The organism is Rhizobium mongolense USDA 1844, assembly GCF_000419765.1.
Taxonomy (GTDB): Bacteria; Pseudomonadota; Alphaproteobacteria; order Rhizobiales; family Rhizobiaceae; genus Rhizobium; species Rhizobium mongolense.
Genome location: NZ_ATTQ01000003.1, coordinates 154,879 through 169,399 on the forward strand (window position 1 = coordinate 154,879; position 14,521 = coordinate 169,399).

General features: G+C 58.4%; 11 protein-coding genes and 1 pseudogene. 7 read left to right on the plus strand and 5 right to left on the minus strand.

Going from position 1 to position 14,521, the window contains the following annotated elements; translation table 11 throughout:
• Position 1: 1 nt before the first annotated feature.
• The 4 genes from A3C3_RS0106475 to A3C3_RS0106490 are packed head-to-tail and all read right to left on the minus strand — an operon-like array spanning position 2 to position 4,235.
• Positions 2-1,018, minus strand: a complete 1,017-nt coding sequence (locus A3C3_RS0106475; RefSeq protein WP_022713793.1) for a formamidase — start codon at positions 1,016-1,018, stop codon at positions 2-4.
• A gap of 12 nt (positions 1,019-1,030) precedes the next feature.
• Positions 1,031-1,957: an ABC transporter permease gene (locus A3C3_RS0106480; protein WP_022713794.1), complete on the minus strand. Its 927-nt coding sequence runs from the start codon at positions 1,955-1,957 to the stop codon at positions 1,031-1,033.
• Positions 1,957-3,087: an ABC transporter permease gene (locus tag A3C3_RS0106485; RefSeq protein ID WP_022713795.1), complete on the minus strand. Its 1,131-nt coding sequence runs from the start codon at positions 3,085-3,087 to the stop codon at positions 1,957-1,959. The genes A3C3_RS0106480 and A3C3_RS0106485 overlap by 1 nt, the downstream gene beginning before the upstream one ends.
• Positions 3,088-3,107: 20 nt before the next feature.
• Complete coding sequence (locus A3C3_RS0106490) at positions 3,108-4,235, minus strand: BMP family ABC transporter substrate-binding protein (RefSeq protein WP_022713796.1); 1,128 nt, start codon at positions 4,233-4,235, stop codon at positions 3,108-3,110.
• Between the two features lie 339 nt (positions 4,236-4,574).
• On the opposite strand from A3C3_RS0106490, the gene A3C3_RS0106495 reads away from it, so the two are divergent.
• From A3C3_RS0106495 to A3C3_RS0106515, 4 genes and pseudogenes are all read left to right on the plus strand, one after another.
• Entirely contained in the window at positions 4,575-5,249 is a 675-nt protein-coding gene (locus tag A3C3_RS0106495; protein ID WP_028739450.1) for a GntR family transcriptional regulator, read from the plus strand.
• 8 nt (positions 5,250-5,257) lie between these two features.
• Positions 5,258-5,800 (plus strand): annotated as a pseudogene (locus A3C3_RS48505) (IS3 family transposase); the annotation flags it as partial.
• A gap of 540 nt (positions 5,801-6,340) precedes the next feature.
• Positions 6,341-8,101 (plus strand): polysaccharide lyase family 7 protein, encoded by a 1,761-nt coding sequence (locus A3C3_RS42505; protein WP_145611702.1) that lies wholly within the window; start codon positions 6,341-6,343, stop codon positions 8,099-8,101.
• 181 nt (positions 8,102-8,282) lie between these two features.
• Positions 8,283-8,546 carry a hypothetical protein gene (locus tag A3C3_RS0106515; RefSeq protein WP_022713800.1) on the plus strand — a complete coding sequence of 88 codons (264 nt, stop codon included), beginning with the start codon at positions 8,283-8,285 and terminating at the stop codon, positions 8,544-8,546.
• 39 nt (positions 8,547-8,585) lie between these two features.
• Here the strand turns inward: A3C3_RS0106515 and A3C3_RS0106520 are convergent, their stop codons facing one another.
• Complete coding sequence (locus A3C3_RS0106520) at positions 8,586-9,671, minus strand: alginate lyase family protein (RefSeq protein ID WP_022713801.1); 1,086 nt, start codon at positions 9,669-9,671, stop codon at positions 8,586-8,588.
• A gap of 919 nt (positions 9,672-10,590) precedes the next feature.
• Here A3C3_RS0106520 and A3C3_RS0106525 point away from each other — a divergent pair.
• The 3 genes from A3C3_RS0106525 to A3C3_RS0106535 are packed head-to-tail and all read left to right on the plus strand — an operon-like array spanning position 10,591 to position 14,486.
• On the plus strand, positions 10,591-11,907 hold the full coding sequence (locus tag A3C3_RS0106525; RefSeq protein ID WP_233450579.1) for a nucleotide sugar dehydrogenase: 1,317 nt from the start codon (positions 10,591-10,593) through the stop codon (positions 11,905-11,907).
• A gap of 6 nt (positions 11,908-11,913) precedes the next feature.
• Positions 11,914-13,443: a glycosyltransferase gene (locus A3C3_RS0106530; protein ID WP_022713803.1), complete on the plus strand. Its 1,530-nt coding sequence runs from the start codon at positions 11,914-11,916 to the stop codon at positions 13,441-13,443.
• Positions 13,443-14,486 (plus strand): PilZ domain-containing protein, encoded by a 1,044-nt coding sequence (locus A3C3_RS0106535; protein ID WP_022713804.1) that lies wholly within the window; start codon positions 13,443-13,445, stop codon positions 14,484-14,486. Before A3C3_RS0106530 ends, A3C3_RS0106535 begins: the two co-directional genes overlap by 1 nt.
• Positions 14,487-14,521: the final 35 nt, after the last annotated feature.

The window sequence follows — 14,521 nt, forward strand, 5'->3', positions numbered from 1 at the left end:
CCTATTCCGCGGCAGGTTTGAGGGGTTCGTCGTACCGGAGCATCGGCTTGTCAAATCCGCAGGACGTGCCGTCCTTGACCTTTATCTCGTCTTCCCACGGCAGGCGGTATTTCCCGGCGACGAGGTCGTGCATATAGGTGTAGGGCGCATCCTGCGCGCCGCCGGCGACGGCGACATAGCCGCGATGGCCGAACTGGTAGATGTTGTTCTCCACGCCCCAGCCGAGCCGGGCCTCCCGCACCAGGTCAGGACGCACCTCGGCGGTGATGATCTCGTTGACGCGGCCGGAGGTTCCATGGGCGATGATCGTGCCGTCGAAATTGCAGATCATGCCTTCGCCCATGGAATCGAACGTGCCGTCCGAGCCGCACATGCAGACATTCGCGGTGACCATCAGGTTGCAGAAGGCGTTGGCCTGATTGGTAAAACGCCAGGCTTCGCGGATCGGCGCCGTATAGCCGGCCGTGCGGATCATGATTTCGGCGCCCTTGTAGGCGCATTCGCGCGCCATCTCCGGGAACATACCGTCATGGCAGATGATGAGCGCGAGCTTGGCACCGTTCGGGCCATCGATGACGGGAATGCCGAAATTACCGGGCTCCCAAGGCTCAACCGGCACCCAGGGATGCATCTTGCGGTAATAGAGCTTCAGCTCGCCCTGGTCGTCGATGACGATACCGGAATTGTAGGGCATGCCACCCGGATTGAGCTCCATGATCGAGAAGCATCCCCAGATTGCGTTGTCCCTGCAGGCCTGCTTGAAAGCCGCGACCTCCGGCCCGTCGAGCGTGCACATAATCTCCGGATTGATGTCCATGGAGAGGCCGTGCAGGGCGTATTCGGGAAAGACGACCAGATCCATGCCAGGCTGGTTGCGCCGCGCCTTGGCGACCAGATCGACGATCACTTGCGTCTGGCGCGCAAGATCGGCCTTGGTGACCGTCACCGGCAACTGAAGCTGCACGAGGCCGATGCCGACGCCGTGTTCGGATTTGTTGAGACCGCCAAGTCCGTTCATCGGAAAGCTCCGTTATTTCGTGAGCGACAGCGCGCCCGGCGCACCGGCGAGCGAGCGGGTGGGCGAGGACGTGGCAATCAGGATGATGAGGGTGAGCACGTAGGGCGCGGCGTAGAAGAGATAGTAGCCCTGTGTGACGCCGACCGATTGCAGCGCCGGGCCGAGCGCGCCGGCACCGCCGAAAAGAAGCGCGGCCAGGAAGCAGCCGATCGGGTTCCAGCGCGCGAATATGACAAGTGCGACCGCCATCAGGCCCTGGCCCGACGAGATGCCTTCATTCCACGAGCCGGGATAGTAGAGCGAGAGGTAGGCACCGCCGATCGCCGCCAGCGCACCGCCTGTGGCCGTCGCCAGCAAGCGAACCTGGTCCGGGTGGATGCCCATGGCCCGGGCCGCGTCCGTGCTGTCGCCGACGACGCGCAGGATCAGGCCGATGCGAGTGTTCTTGAACCCCCAGAAGAGGAAGAGTGCCAGCGCTGCGCCGAGGAAGAACAGCACGTTGATGTTGAGTGCAGCCTGGATCTGCGGAGAGGTTGCCCAGCCGCCGAGCGGAATCGAGGGCAGTTTCGGCGCCACCGGCTGTATGAAGGACTTGCCGAGGAAGAAGGCGAGTCCGAGCCCGAACTGCATCATGGCGATGCCGATGGCGATGTCGTTGACCTTGGGGAACTTGCAGATCCAGCCATGGATCAGCCCGAAGATCGCGCCTGCCATCATGGCGGCGAGCACACCGAGGGTCGGCGAACCGGTGATCACCGCCACAGCATAGGCTGTCATGGCGCCGAAGACGAGGGTCCCTTCGAGCCCCAGGTTGATACGTCCGGAGCGTTCGGTAATCGTCTCGCCGAGGCTCACGAAGATGAACGGGGTCGAGACACGGATGGCACCGGCGAAAATCGCCAGTGGAACGCCCCAGATGCCGATCGCTGTTTCCTCCATCACAGGCTCCTCGTCCAAAGATCGGGATTGAAGACCTTGAACCGTCCGTAGAAGGTCTCGCAGACGAGAATGACGATGAAGAGCGTCCCCTGCAGCACCAGCACCGTCGCATCCGGCAGACCCATGCGCCGCTGGATGAGGCCACCCGAAGCATCAATGCCGCCGAGCAGGATGGCGACGGGGATGATCGCCAGCGGGTTGTGGCGGGCGAGGAAGGCGACGAGGATGCCGGTATAGCCGTAGCCGGCTGCCAGCGAGGCGTTGGCACTCCCCTGTACCGCCGCCACTTCGATCATGCCTGCCAGACCGGCGAAACCGCCGGCAAGCGCAGTAAATCCGACGATCAGCTTGCCGACGGCCAAACCCTGGATCTGCGCGGCGCGCACGTTGCCGCCGGCGATGCGGGCCGCAAATCCGTAGCTGGTCGCTTCGATCAGCACCCAGGAAATGATGCAGGCGAAAATGCCGACGACCAGACCCCAATGCACATCCATGCCGGGAATATTGCCGAGCATGTATTCCGCCGGCAGCGGCTCGGTCGACGGCTTGTTGAGGCTTGCGGGATCGCGCAGCGGTCCTTCGACAAATTGGTTCATCAAGGCGATGGCGATATAGGAGAGCAGCAGCGACGAGATGGTTTCGTTGACGCCACGGGAGTGGCGCAGGAAACCGGCAAGGCCGATCCAGATACCGCCGACCACCATGGCAGCGATCGCCATCAGAATGAGGCTGAGGAAAACAGGCGCGGTGCCGGCGAGCGGCAGAGCCATGGCCGCGGCAGCAACGCCGCCCAGCACGACCGCTCCTTCCCCGCCGATGATGACGAGGCCGAGGCGGGCGGGCAGGGCGACGCAGAGCGCCGTCAGGAGAAGGGGTGCGGCGCGGCTGAGGCTGTTTTGCACCGAAAACCAGCTGCCGAAGCCGCCGGTATACATCAGTTGGAAGAGGGTGGCCGGCGACTTGCCGACCACCAGGATGAAGAGGGAGAAGAGCGAAAGACCAATGAGGATGGCCGCAAGGCCGATGACGATCGGCTCGGCTCGCCGCGCGATCCATTCGAGGACGGGGCGCAGCGAAGCCGGTTTTTCGGAGGCGATGGATATTGCGGGATCATTGGCCTCGATGGTCATGGCGCTTCTCCCTTCGCGGTTTACGCTGTGGACCCGACGACGCCCTCGACCAGGTAGTTCATGCTTTCGAGCTCGATCGCGTCTTCGGCGTAGCTCTTGCCGGCAGCCACGACGGTATCGCCCTTGTTGTCCTTCAAGGGTCCCTTGAAGACCGAGAAGCCACCCTTCATCATCTGAGCCTGCGTGGCTTCGAAGGCCTTGCGGCCCGCCTCGGACACGCCGGGGCCGAGCGCGCTCATCTTCACGAAGCCATCCTTCAGGCCGCCGCGCACGAAGTTGCCGAGCTTTTCGCCGGCCTGCGCCTTCTTGACGAAGTCGCTGTAGACGTTGCCCCAGGCCCATTCAGCGCCCGTGAGATATTTTTCGGGGGCGAGCGGGCTCTGATTGGCGTGATAACCGCAGATGAAGGCGCCTCGGCCGGCGCCGGTTTCTACGACGACCTTCGGGCTGTCGACGTGGCAGGTGATGACGTCGGCGCCTTGGTCGACTAGCGCGTTGGTGGCTTCGGCTTCCTTGACGGCGAGCGACCATTCACCGGTGAAGATCACCTGGCAGGTGATGGTCGGATCGACTGCGCGCGCCCCTAGCAGGAACGCGTTGATATTCTGCAGGACCTGCGGGATCGGCTTTGCGGCGATGAAGCCGATCTTTTTGCTTTTTGTCGCATGGCCGGCGGCGATGCCGTTTAGATACTGGCCTTGGAAGATATAGCCGAAATAGGAGCCGGTGTTGGCGGGGTGCTTGCCTTCCTGCCAAAGCCCGCCGCAGTGGCGGAACTGGATGTCGGGATATTTAGCCGCCATGGCCAGCATGTGGGGATCGAAGTAGCCGAAGGAGGTCGGGAAGAGCAGGGTCGCGCCGTCCAGGTTAATCATGGATTCCATCGTCTTCTGGACGTCGACGGTCTCCGGAACGTTCTCTTCTTCGACCAGCGTCACGCCCGGCATGGCCTTGATGACGGCGGCGCCTTCCGCATGGGCCTGATTGTAGCCGTAGTCGTCCTTGGGGCCGACATAGATGAAGCCGACGGTAAGAGCGGTTTGGGCTGCGGCGGGGGAGCTCATCAGGCCCGGCATGGTACCGGAGAGCAGACCGGCAGCGGAAGCCTGGAGGAAATTGCGGCGGTTCATGGAAAGGAGTTTGGTCATCGGAATGCTCCTTGCGGCGCGGGGAGGTTTACGAACGGGTACAGAAAAGTGCATGCAATGTGCGTGCCAGAAACTAATATACTGATTAGTATACGTTATTAATGAAACAAAGAACTGCTCCATGGAAAGTGCATACAGATTGATCGCGCATTCGCATAAAAAATAGTCAGTACATATTTATTGTTCATTATGACTGCCCCGATAGTATCGCATCGGCGATTCTGACGCGTCTACTGCTTCAAAAAGTGAAAATGTAACAATATCTTCGCTGCGCTGTTTGACTTATGGAGTCCCGAGCGGCATCTGTATGCAGAATGGTGACGTAAGTAGATTCGCATGGTGAAGCAGGCTAGACGCAGAGAAGTCATCCGCGCCGGAACCACCGTCGAGCAGATGGTGCGGGCGATTTCCGATATGATCGTCACGGGTGCAATCCTGCCGGGCGCGAAGTTGGACGAGGTGTCGCTCGCGGTCCGTTTTGACGTTTCGCGCACACCCGTACGAGAGGCTTTGCGCGAGCTGGGCGCCATGGGATTGGTCGTGCGCGAGCCAAACCGCAGTGCCGTCGTTACCAATGTCACCGAGGCTTATCTGCATTCGATGTTCGAGGCGATGGCGGAACTCGAAGCGATCTGCGCCAGGCTTTCGGCCGACCGTATGACGGTCGATGAGCGGCGCGCGCTTGAGTTGATGCATCGAGGATCGATGAGGCTGGTGCATGCCGGCGCGGAAGAGGAATATTCGGTTCACAACACCGAATTCCACACCCGGCTTTATCGCGGCGCGCATAACGATCATGTCTTTGAAATGGTAACCCAGACGCGGGCACGGCTTGCGCCTTTTCGGCGGGCGCAGTTCCGTCTGCCCGGGCGTCTGGCGAAATCCTATGAAGAGCACGGTCGGATCGTGACCGCGATCATGCGAGCGGATGCCGCGGCCGCGGGGCAGGCGGCATATTCCCATGTGGAAATTGTTAGCGATGCCAGCGCGGTATTCGCAGCTGCCGGAGAGTGATGCCCTCGCGGATCGTCGCCGAACTGTCACTGGATATCGCCATGCTCCAGACGTTCTGTCAAAAAAGCTTTGGGGCTCGCAAGCGCAAGCTTGTCGACGCGATCAAGGCGGACTGGAAGGTCTCGATCCGGCGTGCATGTTCGGTGTTGAAGATCGATCGCTCGCTTTATGTCTGCAGGGCCAGGCGCGGCGAGCAGGCCGAACGCTGAAGATCAAGGACATCTGCCAGACGCGGGTGCGTTACGGCTACCGGCGCGTTCACATCCTGCTCAATCGCGACGGGCGGCCTGTCAATCCGAAGCGAATCTATCGCCTTTACAAGGAGATGGACCTCCAGCGCAACAAGGATTCCCAAGCGCCGCGTCAAAGGGAAGCTTCGGGCGGATCGCACGGAAGCGTCCCATTCCAACCAAATGGACTTTGTTCATGACCAGTTGGCCACGGGGCGCAAAATCCGGGTGCTGACAGTGGTCGACGCTTTCTCGCCATTTTCGTCTGCGGTCGATGCACGCTTCAGCCATCGGGGCGAGGATGTGGTTCGGGCACTCGAGCGGGTGTGCTGACAGGTCGGTTAATCGTGCTTCGAAGGAGAACGGAATGCCACACATAGCTGCTGGGAAATTGCATTAGCGTTCGCGATGGCGTCCGTTCCCGACGCCTTGAGTCAAGTGACAGTCCTTGGGTGCGGTTGCGTTCACATTCGATGGGGCCGGCAATGTCGGCGATACTAAAGCCGTCTTGGCGCGCTCAGCAGCCGAGCATTCCAATCCCGGAAGAGATCACGCGTCTCACCGGCAATGCCCACGGCATGGTGGTCGACCAATTGAGTTTCAAAGAAGAACCGGCCCTTCCCCGACGGTGATATCTATTTGCCACTGAACCCAGGGAGGCGACCAGCGCCTTTACGTTCCCGTAGCAATTCTTCCCGCATAGTAAGGCCAAGCAAAACGATAACGGGACGGTTCGGAAACTCATTCGTACCGGGCCCCACAAGTTGTCTTAGCGTTTTCGGCGAACAGTCTCGTCGGATTCACATGCATCCAAGTTCCTGATGAGACGAGATATTATCCCTCTTTGAGGATGAGTTAGTGGTGACAAATTCCGATAACTTCGATCTAATGAACTGGAAACTCTGCCTGCCGATCGACGAGGATGGTGGAACCATTGGTACGGCTTTGGAGATCCTGGAGCTCACGGGCTTCGAACATTCGTCCTATTTCTACATGGCCGACGATGGGGCGATGGTGTTTCGCGCGATCACTGATGGCGCCTTGACCAAGGGCACGACTTGCGCGAGGTCAGAGCTGCGCGAGATGGATGGTCACTCGTTAGCCTCCTGGAGCTTGGATGAAGGAGGCACGATGACCGCGACCTTGAAGGTCGATGAGGCGCCGCAAATGACGGACGGCGTGGATGGGCGTATCGTCGTCGGCCAGATTCATGGTTCGGAAGATGAACTGGTCAGGCTCTATTGGGAGAATGGTGAAGTCTATTTTAAGAGCGACAAGGGCGGAGACGGCGACGATTCCTTGAGATTCGAGCTCACCAATACAAGCGGTGAAACGCCGCAAGTTTCTCTTGGGGAGCAGTTCTCCTACGAGATTGACGTTCACGGAGATACACTGACGGTCATCCTCTATGCCGGCGGGGACACGTACACGTCGGTAACAACGGTCAGTTCCGCCTGGGATGGCGAACAGTTCTACTTCAAGGCGGGTGCCTACCTTGGAAGCAATGAGACGAACAGTACGGGCGCTGGCCAGGTATCATTTTATGGGTTTGATTTTTCTCACGTACCAGGCGACGGGTTGGGCGGCCTGGTGAGTACCGTGACAGCCGATGACGGGGCGAGTGACTATTCGGCAGATTCAACCGGAACGATCGGCAATGATGTGCTTACGGGCGGTGAGCTCGCTGACGTCATCTACGGCTATGGTGGCGATGACGTCGTTCGCGCAGGTGCCGGCGACGACAGGATCGTGGGTGGCTCTGGCGCTGATAAGGTGCTGGGACAGGACGGCGCCGATGTGGTTTCCGCAGGGGCGGGCGATGATATCGTCTATGGCGGCGACGGTAACGATACAATCGATGGAGGTGCCGGCAACGACACACTCAAGGGCGAAACCGGCGCGAATACGATCACCGGCGGCGATGGAGACGATACCGTCTACGGTGGGGCAGGTACCGATGACCTGAGTGGTGACGCCGGTGCCGACACGATCGTCGCGGGTGAGGGCGACGATTTCCTCAGCGGCGGCGCGGATAATGATAGGCTCTATGGCGGTGAAGGCGCCGACCGGCTATACGGCCAAGCCGGTGACGACATGCTAGTCGGTCAGGGCGGCGCTGACAGGCTGGTCGGGGCAGACGGCAATGATACGCTCTATGGCTATAGCGATAGTGACAAACTTTATGGCGACGCAGGAGCGGACAAGCTGGTGGGCGGTGACGGCGACGACACGCTCTACGGAGGGGCCGGCGACGACCGACTTTATGCCGACGAAGGCGCTGACAATCTCTACGGCGGAACGGGCGCCGACACCTTCGTCTTCACTTCGCTCGATCCGTCGACGTTAACTTCCACCGGCCGCGACGACATCTACCAGTTTTCTAAGGCTGAATCCGATATCATCAATCTCAGCTCGATCGATGCGAACACGACCATTAATGGTGGTCAAGCCTTCGTTTTCATCGGGACTACTGCGTTTTCACAGCAAGTCTGCGAACTGCGCTATGTCAATACCGGTTCGGAGACCTATATCTATGGCGATGTCAACGGCGACGGGGCTGCGGACTTTTCGATCCACGTCGATGGCGTCGTCCAGCTTCAGAGCAGCGACTTTATCCTCTGACGGACAACAGTGGTCGCACCGGTCCGCTTTCTCTCAATATTTTGTAAATTCGACATTGCTTTTATATAAAAAGTTGTATGATCTTTCAGTTCGTGTAACAATTGAAGTTGTAGGCGTTCACGCTTTTATTGAATGGGCTTTTGGGGGAAAATTAGCTTAGGAACAAGGATGGGAGGATCCTGTGAACTTGCAGCAAAGAGCAATTTTGAAGGCGGCGCTTGCGGATATTGAAAATCTCGCAGCGCCCAGACATATCGATCGGGTGAGTGCGGCACTTGGTATGGACATGGTTCAATTCGCCAAGCTCGGCGCCGACGGCATGAAACAGGTCATCTACAGCGCGTTACTGTTTGGCAGCACTGCCGCGACAAGCGCTTCCATTCAGAAAAGATGGCGCGACGCAGCACAAGTCAAACTACCGTCCGCTTCACCAACGCGCAACTGATGTCTGTTTCCCGACCGTTTGCAGCGATTTCGGATTATCTCAGAGCAGCGGAAGCGCGTCGAGCTTCAACGCTGCAGAGTAGCTGGTTTCCGAGGAGATTGTCGATTGGCGCTGACCGGCGATACGCTCGAATTCCGTGGGATCCTGTAGGGCCTCGCGCGTCATCGCCGTGAGACGTTTGAACCTGTCGAGGCACTTTGACTGAAGCGGTTCGCCGCTGTCCGAGGCGAGCTTGATGATGGCAGCGAGTGGGCGCAACGCATAGACATGGTAGTCAAGGGCTTTCTCTCCACGCGACAGTTCCGCCGGCAGGAAGCCGCGATCATCTACCTGGCAAGCGCCGATCTCGAAACTCGTTTTGCCCCATGTCTTGAAATCAGCATTATCGAGAAGAAAACCGACGGCAGCGACAGACAGGCCCGCCCAATAACGGTGATTATTCGTCTTCGACTTCGGGCCGAGGCGAAACGAATAAGCGTCCATGGTATCGCGGGCAAGTGTGCTGAACCATGTCGAGTAAAGCGCCTTACGCTCACTGGAGAGCTCGACCCGTTTGCTGGCCGACCGAACCGCAAGTGCGATTTCGGCTACCCAGCGGTCGCGGCTAAGATAGGCGTCAACAGTGCGCATGTCCGTCAGCGCCATCGCGGTCGCCCACCGATCGACATTATGCAGCACGCATTCTGCCCGTGCCTGGGCAACCAGCGAACTATTTGATCCGGCATAGGCAATGTTGGTCAGTAGCCGAATAGAGTTGCGAATTGGCTGTACGGTCCTATCGCGCGTTTCCAAGGCCTCGTCGTCGATCGAGGATTTTGACCTGTCGTCAGCCCTGTACTTCGATTGGGTCTGCAGCATTGCGGGCGGCGCAGGAATGCTGACGCAAAGAGGAACTTGTTCGGGTTCCGCGCCCGGTGCCCCGCTGCTAAAGCCGTTGGTGGAAAGGGAAGAAATACTGCCGGTTTGGATCGTATAATCCTTCTGGGCGGCGACAGCCGCGGTCGCTTCTGATGCCGCGGTATCCTGCTGGTCAGAAGTGCCTAAAAGGCGGCCACTCAGATCTGAGAATAGGGTTGTCAGCCTCTCTGGAGTGGTTGGCGACTGGATTGTAAACGTGTCGGGCACGGCTGACGCTTCCTGAGCACCGCAGATGGTCGGTGAGAATATGTGAATTGCAATAATAGTCCCGACTTTGAACGTATTTACTCTCATCTTTATCTCCCGCGTTTAGGGAGAAAATAGAGGACACGAAGCAATATTCTCTTTTGGTAATGTATAAAATTTTATGGAATCTAATTTTTATTTGGTATTGAAGATATTGACTTCAGAGATTGCAATTTACGGAATGAATTAAGTAAATTTTTACTATCAAGAGGTTCGCCATATTTGGCTGATCGTTGCGTCCGTTTTGGAGCGTTCTCCATGAATGTCAGCAGTGATGATCAGCTATGCGAGCGCAAAAGCGTTTGGATGACCGACTAACTGTGGTCCATAGATTGGCATCGTGCTGTCCGCGATATGTGTAGGTCGCGGGTAGACATGCGGCCTTGCGGTGGGCTTCGACTTGGCGTTGCTGGTCATTGCGCGCTTACGCTTAGCGCGTGCCTTTGTCTGGCGATTCTCTCTCAATCGTGCGGTTGACGGAGCGTTGCGCCTTTGCCTCAGTCGTCAAGAACTCACATAAATCAATTTTCGGTTAATACTGCGGTGCGCAAAAAATGAGCGCCATGTGCACATATTTTGATCATGTTATAACACGTTGATATTGTTAATAAAATTATGAAGCGGAAGCCACTCCTATGTATAAGGTTACTTAATACTGGCTCAAAACGAGTGTGCCTAATTTTGATGCAAATATAAGCTTTCGATTATGTTGATAACCGAGTCTCGTTATGTTGACGTCATAAAGAAATGCTGTATTGCAAAATCGAAAGGGGCGCTCTTCGCACGTGCAACATATAGATTTATTTGAATTTATTGCGGCGGTTAGAAAAGCGACATTTCTATTCTTTATTGAACGAAAATTGCGGGAAAGGGTGCAGTGGTGGGCAAGAAAAATTGGCGTGTAAGTATTTTTGGTGCGGGTTATGTTGGGGCCGTATCGGCCGGTTGTCTCGCAAAAGACGGCTTCAAGGTTGTGGCGGTCGATCCGGACCAGTACAAGGTCAAGTGCATCTCCGAAGGCCACTCTCCAATCTACGAACCAGGCTTGGCTGACCTGATCGAAACCGGTGTCGAGAACGGCCTCTTGACGGCGACCAGCGACTATATCGCCGCGATCAACGAGACCGATATCTCGTTCTGCTGCCCGGGTACGCCGAGCCGTGAAGACGGTTCGCTGGACACGAGCTATGTCAAGCTGGTCTGCGAGCAGATCGGTGTTGCATTGCGCGACAAGAGCGAATTCCACATGGTCGTTATGCGCTCGACGATCCTTCCAGGCACGGTCGAGGACGTGGTCATCCCGGCCCTTGAAGGCGCCTCCGGCAAGAAGGTCGGAGTGGACTTCGGTCTGGCCTACTACCCGGAATTCCTGCGCGAAGGTACGGCAATCGCCGACTACTACAGCCCAGGTGCGATCGTCTTTGGCCAGTACGAAGGCGATGAGAAAACCGTTCAGGCGCTGCACGACCTCTGCGCCTCGGTCGAAGTCAAGCCGCACGTCATCCCGATCCGCAGCGCCGAAATCGTCAAGTACACCAACAACTGCTGGCATGCGGTAAAGATTTCCTTCGCCAACGAAATCGGCAATCTCTGCAAATCCGTCGGCATCGACAGCCACGTCGTGATGGATGTTGTCTGCGCCGACACGCGACTCAACATTTCCCGCGCCTATATGAAGCCCGGCTTCGCCTATGGCGGCTCCTGCCTTCCGAAGGACCTTCGGGCGCTGCGTCATTTCGGCAAGATGCAGAACGTGTCGACGCCGGTCCTCGACGCCACTGTCGAGGCGAACCAGTATCAGCTCGAGCGCGCCTTCCGCCTCGTCAATCGCTCCGGCGCCAAGAAAATCGGCCTTCTCGGCCTGACCTTCAAGTCGGACACGGACGACCTGCGTGAGAGCCCGCTGGTCCTTCTGGCCGAACGCTTGATGGGTAAGGGTTACGAGCTGTCGATCTATGACTCCAACGTCTCGGTCAATGATCACGGCGGCCGCAACTACATCTCGCACCTGGCGAGCTTCATGCGTTCGTCGCCCGAGGAGGTCGTGTCGGAGAGCGAGGCCATCGTGGTCGGCATCAACGGCCAGGGCACCAAGGATGCCCTGAAGGGGGCGCGGGAAGGCGTTAAGGTCATCGACCTTGTCCGTATCCCCGTCGAGATGCCGTCAGGCGTGCACTACGAAGGTCTCGTCTGGTAAACCCTGATGTTGGGAGTCCTCAAGCATATCATTTTTGTCCTCCTGTTGGCTCTGTGTGCAGCGCTGCTGCCGCAGCAGGCATTCGACGAGAAGGCACGCGACGCCGCATTGGTGGTCGGCGTCATCGGGCTGTGGCGTTGGTCTTGGGGACTGCTTCATTTGCTGCGCAGTGTCTGGTTCCGGCTCGTCCGGTTCCCGGCGATGCGTCGAGTGGCGGAAGCGGCAGCGAAGTCGCAAGGGTTGGGGCATGCCTACTTCCTGATTACGAGCTTCAGGATCGATGCCCCGACCACCACCAAGGTCTATAGCGGCGCTTTCGTCGCGGCAGCCAATGCGCCCGCCGGTGCAACGATCGTCTGCTCGATCGTTGAAATCGGCGACGAGCGCCTCATTCGTCGCCTTGCCGAAGTAATGTATGGCGACAGCCTGCCGTTCCGGCTGGAAATCGTCCGCATTCCAGGGACGGGCAAACGCGATGCGCTGGCCGCCGGCTTCCGTGCCATCGCGGCGCTCAACCCGGCTGGCGACGATACCGTCTCGGTGATCGACGGCGACAGCATTGTGCCGCCCGATCTTGTCGAACGGTGCGCCTGCATGTTCCTGATCAATCCGAATCTGGGCGCGCTGACCACCGATGAGGTGTGCACCGTCGAGGGCGCGGAAATCTTCAAGCAGTGGTATTCGATGCGTTTTGCGCAGCGCCAGATTCTGATGTCGTCGCATGGTCTTGCAGAGCGGGTGCTGACGCTGACCGGGCGTATGTCGATGTTCCGCGCGCGGCTTGCCTGCGATCCGGATTTCATCGATCACGTGCAGAACGACTATATCGACCATTGGCGCCTCGGCCGAATCCGCATGCTCACCGGTGATGACAAGTCGAGCTGGTTCTGGCTGCTGAAGAACGGCTACAACATGTACTACGTGCCGGACGTTCAAGTGGAGACAATCGAGCAGCCTCCGAGCCCGAGCTTCATTAGCTCCGCCTATGTGCTGATGACCCGCTGGTTCGGCAACATGCTGCGCACAAATGCTCGTGCCCTCAATCTTGGGCCGATCAAAATCGGCGCGTTTACTTGGTGGTCGATTCTCGATCAACGCATGTCGATGTGGACCAGTCTGTCGGGCATCACGCTTGCCCTTCTCGGGACCGCGATGATCACACCGTGGACGGCCGCCTTCTATGTCCTCTGGGTCATCGTCTCGCGTTACATCCTGGCGCTGACCTTTCTGACCGTGCGTCCGTCGATCAATCTGGTCTATATCCCGCTGCTCTACTTCAATCAGATCTTCGGCTCGGCAGTGAAGGTGCTGATCTTTTTCCGGCTCGACCGGCAGAAGTGGACGCGCCAGAAGACCGCCTTCAAGCGGACGGATTCCCGGTTCGACGCGGCCTTCAAATTATGGTCGTCCCGGCTGGTCAACACCGTTGCCGTGCTGGTCTTCGTCTCGGTTCTCGTCTTCCTCGCCAATCTCGGTAGCTATTTCACGGACGAAGTGCCGGAACGCTTGCCGAAAATCACTGACAGGGTGTTCTGATGACTGCGGTTGCTGTGCCCAAGCGTCGTGAACGGGAGTTCCCGCGCTTCAAATTGCCGCTGGCAGCGCTAATCGACGGAAAGCGCACCGAGGTATGCGACTGGTCGGTGACCGGTCTTGGGCTCGCCGAGGTCGCGCTCACGCAGGCTCCAGGCGAACACCTCGCCGTGACTCTGCTCGTCGAGACCGAGGGCTCCTGCCTCGAGCTGGCCCTCAGCACGCGCGTCGTCTGGGTGAATCGAGACGAACGACGCGCCGGCCTACAAATTCTCGACCCTGCGGAGAAGACGGCGCCCTTGGCGCATTTCGCCGACCTCTATCTCGCCGGCCGGGTCGTTCAAAGCGGTTCAAAAATTTACGTATTGGGAACTCAGATGGCAGAAATGGAAAATGCTAAGGCTGCGGTGGTCGGTGTGACGTCGTCGACCGGGAACGGTCTTGCAGGTCGTATATTCGGGCTATTGATATTCGTCATTATCGGCTTGGCCGCTTTCTCCTTCCTCTCCAATATCGTCTACAAGAGGCTGTTCACGTTCGAAGCTGTTTCGGCGAGCATTGCTGCCGAGACGGTCACGGTTTATCAGCCACGTGATGGCGTGGTCGAATTTGCCGACCTGCCGCAAAAGGTGAAGCAGGGGGACCGTCTGGCGACGATCGCCCTCGATGCGCCGGCCGCCGACGGCAGGTCGACGGTGGAAGTTCTGTCTGCCTGCGACTGCTATGTGTTGTCGGTCGACCATCCGGGCTCGACCTATGGCCGCGCCGGCGGCCGGATGCTCTCGCTCGTCCGCCATGATGCGAGCCTCTACGTGTCGGTTCGCGTGCCGTTCCGCCGTCTCGCCAATATTTCCGAGAAGCCGCAGATCTCGCTCAGCTATCTCGACGGCGTCGAGGCGAAGAATGTCGACATCCTCTCCATTCCCAAGGTCACCGAATACACCGCCACACAGCTTGAGATTCAGGTGCAGCCGGGTCGCAGCTTGGACCCGTCCATGGTCGGACAGCCGGTGCTAGCGACCTTCGACACGGCGCCTTGGCACTGAATTGCAAAGATTGAGATCCATTGCGTCGCTGACGA

Bases quoted from the DNA above. Each gene is read 5' to 3' on its own strand.
- A3C3_RS0106475 (WP_022713793.1), bottom strand. From the start codon at position 1,018: ATGAACGGACTTGGCGGTCTCAACAAATCCGAACACGGCGTCGGCATC.
- A3C3_RS0106480 (WP_022713794.1), bottom strand. From the start codon at position 1,957: ATGGAGGAAACAGCGATCGGCATCTGGGGCGTTCCACTGGCGATTTTC.
- A3C3_RS0106485 (WP_022713795.1), bottom strand. From the start codon at position 3,087: ATGACCATCGAGGCCAATGATCCCGCAATATCCATCGCCTCCGAAAAA.
- A3C3_RS0106490 (WP_022713796.1), bottom strand. From the start codon at position 4,235: ATGACCAAACTCCTTTCCATGAACCGCCGCAATTTCCTCCAGGCTTCC.
- A3C3_RS0106530 (WP_022713803.1), top strand. From the start codon at position 11,914: ATGTTGGGAGTCCTCAAGCATATCATTTTTGTCCTCCTGTTGGCTCTG.
- A3C3_RS0106535 (WP_022713804.1), top strand. From the start codon at position 13,443: ATGACTGCGGTTGCTGTGCCCAAGCGTCGTGAACGGGAGTTCCCGCGC.